The organism is Cellvibrio sp. OA-2007 (genome assembly GCF_000953825.1).
In the GTDB taxonomy this organism is placed as follows: Bacteria; Pseudomonadota; Gammaproteobacteria; order Pseudomonadales; family Cellvibrionaceae; genus Cellvibrio.
The window spans coordinates 24911-32223 of the sequence record NZ_BBUL01000073.1 but is presented as its reverse complement, the minus strand read 5'-3'; the positions used below and the strand labels follow the sequence as shown (position 1 = coordinate 32223).

Genomic DNA, 7313 nt, shown 5'->3' with positions numbered 1-7313 from the left:
TTCGTTTGCGTGGATTGTTTCTTGCTCATGGATCACCTCTGGAGTAAGTTTACTCAGTTTCTAAGGTGTCCGATATTCGCGGTAGGGATCACCCTACCTGCAGAGACTAGATGCGAATTAGAGACTATTACAGCATTTTCTGCCAGTTTGAATTACAGGCTATTACCCCATTAGTTTTCCCGTAAAAAAACAAAAAGCCAACATTGCGTAAACAATGTTGGCTTTTTCGTTTAACTCGCCGTCCTTGGTGACAACACAATTAATTCAACGTTGGTGTAGTCCAATCTACCCAGTCATTGATATTGGCGGTTGCGTTTGAGCGCGCATTAATTCCGCCGGTAGTCGCCGATTCTTTTTTCAGGAAGCGGCGAATGTTGGCTTGCAGTGGTGCTTTGTGTTCCGGGCGGATGGAGCAGTGTGAGCCGTCGGCTACGTTGGAGTGGTAGGTGATGGAGCTGGTTGCGCCGAGGGCTTTGTACACTTCTGCACCCGCAAGTGCCGCTGCGTGTGCTGATTTCGGCCCGAGGTTGGCGATGTGCGGGTTGTCCATGATGAATAATCCGCGCGGTGCTACTAGTGCAATAATTTGATGCGTGTCTACCGGTAAACGTTTTGTATCTGCAGTGTAATTACCGAAGGTATCGCCCAACCAATAGGTCTCACCGTAGGCACTGCTTGGGCTTTGTGCGCCTTCGCCTGGAATGCCGCGCCAGATGGGAACACCGCCACTGCCGGATTCAAACGGCATAGTTAACGCGATGCGCTGATCCAATGCGCCGATAGCAAATGCACCTTTACCAAAACGTGAACAGCCGGTTACGCCGATGGCATCAGGTTTCAGCACCGTAGTACCAGATTGCTCCAGCACGTCGATAATACGGCTCACGCCCCAGCCCCATGCGGCTAACAAACCTGTTGAACTGTTGTTGCCATAAATGCTGTAGAAAGCGCCGGTTTTATTACTGCGACTGCCCGACTCGGCGCCAACCACGTAAGGATCGTAAACAATAACTGCAACACCTTCCGCTTTAATAGTGGCGGTGTCTGCACCAAAACCACCGAGCACAACCACAGCGGGCACCGGCCCACTGGTATTGCTTGGCATTTCTACTCGCGCGCTAAAACTTGCCGATTTACCTTGGTGCTGCACATTCACGGTAATTTGTGAATTGCTCACAGTGCCCGTTACGGTTTGTGGTTTGCCCGGCTTAGTGCCGTAGATTGATGCTTCAACTTGCTTCAAGGTTTCCTGCCGCTGACAGCGCCAATCTGCTTTGGATGCAATGCGCGCGCCGTTATATTTTTTAAACGGATCAGGCAATTTTGCATTGCTGGTTGCAGCGGGGGGATTACCCAAAACGCAATCTGCACCTTCATTTTCTTTACTGGCGGTACCGGGATTAATTGGAGGAGTTGTTTCCACCAATTTGCCGCCGGTTGATGAATAAATCGCAAAGCCTGCAAGCGTTGCGTTATCCACCAAAGTGGTTAAATCAATATTCAATTTGCCATCGGTCACTTGCACATTATCCACCGTGTAGCTGTAAGCCGCGTTCGCACCGATCAATGAATAAAGATCCACTTGATACATCTCTTGCTTGCCTTCAACCGATACATTGAACGAGCGCTTGCCGACAGTAGTTTGATAAATTTCCGCGAAGTGTAATTCGATAGAGTAAGTCGAATTAGTGACTGGAATTTCATAACCGTAAGTGCCGTAGCGCTCACTTTGGAACAGCGCACCTTCTGCGACGTTGCTGATGCTACTCGTGGTGCTGTGTACCGTTCCGCCAGTGCTGTATTGATCGGCTTTGTATTGCACTCCGTTGTAATTCACTTGCGCTCCGCCCGCATTAATCGCCACCACCAACTCCGGCCAGGTTGAAATAATTGAACTGGAACTGGATGAACGCGCTGAGCTGGTGGATGACAGCGAACTGCTGGATGTTGCGGGAACAATCACACTTGAAGATGAGCTGGAAATAATCGCCGATGATTGGCTCGATCTGGATGAACTGGCAACCGAACTCTGGCTGGACGTTGCATTAGTGGCGAGGTAATTCATCAACCAGGTCATCGCTGGGCGCGGTGTACCGTTTTCTTGAATCAGGCCAGTGCCATCGCGCCAGGTTTTGCCCACTACATAACCCCACAAGGTAATCCCTTTGACCGAAGGATGGTTATAGAACAGCGGGAATTGTTGTTGCATCACTTGCAGCTGCTCCTGATCATTGGTTTTTTCGATGTCATATTCTGAAATATAAATCGGTAAACCCAATGCCGCGATTTGATTCAACTTGTTGGTGGTTTCTGACAATGGGCGATCCGCGAGGCCGTGCGCCTGCATACCCAATGCATCTACCACACCGGCATTAATCGCAGGGGTTGCCATGGTGATAAATTCAGCGGTGTTCCAACTCAGCACGTTGTAATCGTTCAAAATCAATATTGCGTTAGGGCAATATTGGCGCGCCAGCTGGAAGGATTTAATAATCCAATTATTACCAAATGCATTTTGTGCAAAGGCTGCCGGGGCATGGCCGGGGGTAGCTTCATTGACTACATCGATCATTGCGGTATCCGGGTAGCGCGCGCAGTAATCGCGAATCCACTCTTCAATTTCCGCCGCTTGCTCCGCTGCACTCAAATTATTAATCCAACTCGGGAATTGGCTCCCCCACACAAGAGTATGCGCTTTCACCGGAATATTGTGCTGCCGCGCATACGCGTAAATACGGTCGAGCGGCGCCCAGTTATATTGGTCGCGTGTGGCCTCTACCGAGCCCCACTTGCCTTCATTTTCCGGCGTGATTTGATTCCAGTAATTAATAAAATCAGATCGCACTGCACCTGAGGTAGTGATATTGCCGACAAATTTGCGCGGCGCCGGTGCCACTGAAGATCGGCTGCTGGACGTCACTGCAATCGAGCTGGGTGCTACAGAACTGGGAACGGAACTGCGGCTTGAGCTGGGCGCAATCGAGCTAGGAGCGACAGAACTCGGCGCGACGGAACTGGGAGCGACAGAGCTTGGCGCAACACTGGATCGCACCGAGGACACAGCGCCGCCATTACAGGCTGCGCCATTAATGGTCGGGCGCTCAGCAGCTGCGCCATTATTTTTATTTCCCTGAAAGCCAAAGGAAATAGATTGACCTGGAGCTATATTGCCATTCCAGCCCAGATTGCTTGCTGTGTAGGGGTTCGAACCAGAAAGATTTGCATTCCAGGAGTTGGTGATGCGGTTGGCGGAATAACTCCAATTAATATTCCAATTATTAATCGCCGCACCTGTATCATTTTTGATAGTGATGCTCGCGACAAAACCGGTATTCCATTCATTATCAATATTGTAGGTACACGCGGCAGAGGCGCCTTGCGCCGCAACGGCCAACAAAGCACCAGCAGTAACCAGATGGCGAGTTCGTTTAAGAGCCTGAGCAATGTGCCCAGGAAATATTGTTAAGCTGCGCATTATTTTAATCTCCGATAAGAGTAGCGATGGAGCAATAGAAAGTGTTTCAGCCAATGGTTGTTGGCCTAACGCTGTAAACCCAATGTGAGGAGTGAGTAAAACTGCATTTATTGTTATGTAGTTGCGAACCCGCAATTAAGGGGTGGAGAGACGAGGAAGATAGCGAAATTTGATTAATAATCTTTTCATTTTTCGCACAACCTCTTTCAGCGTGCGAAAAATGAAAACAATAATGCGAATAATGAAAGGGATTTAAACTGCTGGAAGCACCAACCAATCTCCATATAAAATATTTTTCGCCGATAAAATCATCGCTGTGTGCTTTATTAAAACAATTGTGTGCTTTATTAAAACAATTGTGTGCTTTACCGTGGATGATCTGCCCTATTGCAAATCATTTGACTGATACAAGGTTTTGAAGGTTTTTGGCGCACAGCCATATTCTTGCTTAAACAACTTATTAAAGTACGGCACATTGTTATAACCCACCGCATAAGCGATTTCAGAGACATTCACATGGGTACTCTCGGTTAATAAACGCGCCGCCTCAGTCAGGCGCAGCTTGTTAAGATAACCGGTGAACGTCAGCCCCAACTCTTCTTTTAATAGGTCATTTATCTTATTCCGATTCATATTGAGCGATGCAATTGTCGCCTCAAGACTTAAATCGTGATTGGTGTATTCCGTCGCCATATAACGCAGCAGCGCCTCTTTTTCTTTGTCTTTTTGTGGCGCGATAAATAATTTTTTATAGGCCATCAACGGCTGATCATCCTTAACGCGCGCGCGTATCTCCAGCGTCAATTCCCTTGTGTAACGGCGCAGTTGCCACACAAAAAACAACAGCCATAAACACGCCACCAAAATACTGGCGCCATAAATATAGCGCGGCGCCGAACCAGACAATTGAATGTCGGTTAGTTTTACAGTAGACAAGGTATCAACCGGACTTTGTAAGGAATTCACCCAGGCAAAGCCCATGGTTTTATCGAGCCGATAGCTTTTTTCACTGTAATCAAAACCGTATCGCCCCAACCACCATTGCGGCGTTTCCAGATCATCCAACTCAATGGTGACCCTATTCCAGGCTTGGGTGCAGGTGAAGGCAGTTGAAGATACACGCCGGGTGACCAAGTTAGTTAAATCAGTCACCTTGTCGTCAAAACTAAACAGGGTAAATAACAGCACATTTTTGGGATCACAACTAATACTGAACGACACAGTTTGATAAGCGGTTAGATCCACCTGCAGTGCAGTTTGAATGGCATCGACAAAATAGAGGGAATAATGGCTATAGGGAAACTTCTGCGCCGGATCAAGCAGAAACTCATATTCCATATTTCCCACTTCATTTTTTACCCGTAATTGGGTTTTTCCTTTTGGTTGTTCCGGCTCTATCGCCACCTTCCATACCAAACTTTGGTCGCGCTCAGGAAATAATGGCAGGCTCAGCTGGGATTTTTTATAACCTAGATAAAAAATGCATGCGCTCAAGATCATCATAATAAATGACCCAATCGCCACATTTCGATAAAAGCCTGCCATCGCTGAAAAACCAGATAGAAATACACAAAAATCCCGGTAAAAATCAGCACACGTATAGCCGCCAACAGAAAATACCGGGAACGAATTATTATAATTGAACAGTTAGTGCACTTGTATACATGCGACAAGTACTATTGTCAATGAGGACCAGGGGCGGGAGTGGTTGCTAAAAAGCGGGGAGTAGGGGAATAAACTCCCAGGCAGAGCCTGGGAGGCAAGTTGAATAATTCGCTAGTCGATTGGCTTCAATTGAAATTTTTGGCAGTTGGAATCTGACCATTGGCTCTGTGCAAAATTGGTGTGATTGGCCAAACCGCAGTGGGCTAAATCCAGAGCCAGATTACTTTTTCGGTTCGCCAACTTAACCGTTCCGTCGGCAAGGAAATCGATTTGCCATTGAGCGTGAGTATCACCGCAAGCAGCCAATTCGGCATTGCTGCCCGGCACTATAGATTGATTCGCAACCGCGATGCATAAAGCAGAATCGTTACTGGATTGAATTTGGTAATAGCCCTCTTGTGTATTGACCAATAACCAACGCTGGCTCGCCTTGTTGTGCCATTCATCTTGCTCGATGTTACTGCCCGTTTTCGCGTTTGCGGCAGTAATAGCCTTACCGCTTTGCACACTGGTAATCGCTACTTGTTGTACCGGTTGAATACGCCACAAATTACACGCGGGTTTTTGCGCGATAAATTGCGGCACATCTTCTACGGATTTTTTGCCCGCTACGGCGGGGGCAGGTTCTTTGCAATCAGCAAATTGCAATTCCTGTTTGGTTTGCGCATTCACCAGTGTTAACCAGCCCTTGTCGTGCGGCACTAATTGCCATTGTTGGCAAAGCTGGTTGTACCATGGTGCTGCATTTAAATCCGCCATTTTACTTGCACTGCATTGGTCATCGCCCTGCCCTAAAAATAATCCGGCCGCATTCACCAAACGGTAATTACCATTGGTGGTGTAATCCAGTGTCCAACTTGCCGCGGCGCTATTGCAATCTGCGCTGTTGACCTTGCCGTTTGCATCTGCCACGCATTGGTGATTCGCTTTGCTAACTAATTGTACTTGTATGCCTTGTACCCTGGTAATCAGCGGGCCATTTTCGCCGGAGGGAGAAGTGACTTTTTCACCGGCTGCCGCTGGCTCGCCAAAATTAGGGGTACCGTCATCATTCCAGGCAAATTTTTGTGCACGCAGCGAGCGCGTTGAACTGCAACCTTCTAACTCACTGGCGTTGCCGTGATAAATCAACCAATCTTCACTGCCATCGGGGGATTTAAAAAAACCATTGTGGCCGGGGCCGTAAACACCATTGGCTTTGCTAAACACCGGTTGATCGAACTTATGCCATGATTCAGGCTTGAGCGGATCATTACCCACTAATTCAATCAAACCCAATTTGTAATCCGGTGTATTGCAAAAGCTCGCCGAGTAAACCATATAGGTTTTGCCATTACGTTTAATCATTTCCGGCCCCTCATTGACTTTCATACCGGAAAATTCCCATTCGTATTGCGGGCGCGAAATCATTACTCGCTCACCGGTCACCGTCCAGGGGTTAGTCATTTTAGAAATCCAAATCGTTTGCTCGTCTCTCACCCATTGCGACCAAAGTAAATATAACTCGCCATTATGTTCAAAATAATTACCGTCGATATTCCAGATATCCGGCATTGGTGAGCCTTTATAAGTGTAAGGGCCAAGCGGATCATCGCCCTGGCTTTCAATCACACTTAAATGTTGGCGATCATAATTTTCCGCGATGCCCGAGGTATACATCACATACCAGCGATAACCTTTTTCGGTTTTCAAACGATGAAATTCAAACGCCCAAAAATTACAGCAGCGCTCCAATTCACTTTCAGACCAAATATGGATTGGCGTTGCACTGGCAAGACCGGCAAGCGTGGGTGATTTACGCATCACAAGTTGGGATGTCCAGGTCGTGGTGGTCAAATAATAATTGCCCTGAAAATATTCAAGCCAAGGGTCAGCGCCATTGGGGAAGATGGGATTAGTAAAGGTGTTGGAATTTTCCGCACTGGTTGCAGGTGGTTTATTGGGCTCTTTGGTTGCACAGGCCGATAAAATAATTGGCAGCAGCAGACCGGTTACTAATTTTTTAATCATTGTGTTTGCTCTCTCACTTTTACATTTTTTGTATTTTTTGTATTTGCTTTGTATTTTTTGTAGGTTGCTGGTGAGGAACGAACCGCAACATGGCCATCTATCAATTCACACCGAAACCATATTCAATGCTCCACTTGGCTTTTGGTTGACGCGGCGACATGGT

The 7313-nt window shown here is 47.3% G+C and carries 3 protein-coding genes; all 3 read right to left on the bottom strand.

Going from position 1 to position 7313, the window contains the following annotated elements; all coding sequences use genetic code 11:
- Window positions 1–259: 259 nt before the first annotated feature.
- Entirely contained in the window at window positions 260–3475 is a 3216-nt protein-coding gene (locus AWU77_RS20650) for an endo-1,4-beta-xylanase (RefSeq protein ID WP_238582300.1), read from the bottom strand.
- Between the two features lie 384 nt (window positions 3476–3859).
- Window positions 3860–4978, bottom strand: a complete 1119-nt coding sequence (locus AWU77_RS04025) for an AraC family transcriptional regulator (protein ID WP_238582299.1) — start codon at window positions 4976–4978, stop codon at window positions 3860–3862.
- A gap of 273 nt (window positions 4979–5251) precedes the next feature.
- Window positions 5252–7150 (bottom strand): family 43 glycosylhydrolase, encoded by a 1899-nt coding sequence (locus AWU77_RS04020; RefSeq protein WP_238582298.1) that lies wholly within the window; start codon window positions 7148–7150, stop codon window positions 5252–5254.
- Window positions 7151–7313 lie beyond the last annotated feature (163 nt).

Excerpts from the sequence above, each read along its gene's own strand:
- AWU77_RS20650 (WP_238582300.1), bottom strand. The coding sequence starts at position 3,475 with ATGCGCAGCTTAACAATATTTCCTGGGCACATTGCTCAGGCTCTTAAA.
- AWU77_RS04025 (WP_238582299.1), bottom strand. The coding sequence starts at position 4,978 with ATGATGATCTTGAGCGCATGCATTTTTTATCTAGGTTATAAAAAATCC.
- AWU77_RS04020 (WP_238582298.1), bottom strand. The coding sequence starts at position 7,150 with ATGATTAAAAAATTAGTAACCGGTCTGCTGCTGCCAATTATTTTATCG.